We start from the raw sequence: 610 nt of genomic DNA, 5'->3' as shown, positions 1-610 counted from the left end.
GCTGCCAAGGGTGTAATCGCGACTGAGTTGACTGAAAACGATCATGACGCCTCCTTAATGTTTAGCCAGTAACGCTTTGGCAGTTTGCGTTTCTAAGTGAGTGCTATCGAAACTTTCCATTTTCGCCAACCATTTCTGCGCTTGCTCCATGTCCTCTGCACGCAGCGCTGCTTCAATGGCGTAAAGGTAAACCCAAGCCGTTGCCGCGAACGGTTGTTGATTGAAGCTCGGTTCATCAAGCAGAGTCAGGTACAGCTCGTACCCACGCTCAAAGTGATTAAACATATCCGGAAGCGAAGTGTAAGTAGTGGCCGCCATCGCAGTAGCCAATTGATATTCTGGTAGCCCTTGTAAACGCTGCTGCTCTTGAATCGGCATAGGTTGATTTGCCATTAAATCCAAACCTTTCTGAATGGTGGCAAGCCCGCGATCAGTGAACTTCATCTTGTTCAATGGCATAAACGCATCGCGCCCTTGCAAGGTTTCACTGCTGCCAAGGTAAACCAATGTCACAGGCGTAGCGCCTTGCTTTTGAACTAATTGTGAAAGCTCGTCATGTACAGTATCCACCAAACCCGTGTCGCCCTGTGCGGCTTGGTTAAAGCGAGTT

At 49.0% G+C, this 610-nt stretch carries 1 protein-coding gene; it reads right to left on the bottom strand.

The genetic code is table 11. The features are described 5' to 3' along the window. Window positions 1–54: 54 nt before the first annotated feature. Window positions 55–610, bottom strand: a 556-nt coding sequence (locus R7Q48_RS28795) for a hypothetical protein (RefSeq protein ID WP_318133757.1), incomplete at its 5' end; no start/stop codon positions are given.

The sequence above is a fragment of the Vibrio sp. 378 genome, assembly GCF_033339435.1.
The sequence above is the reverse complement of the archived record's forward strand: the minus strand, read 5'-3'. Positions and strand labels throughout refer to the sequence as shown.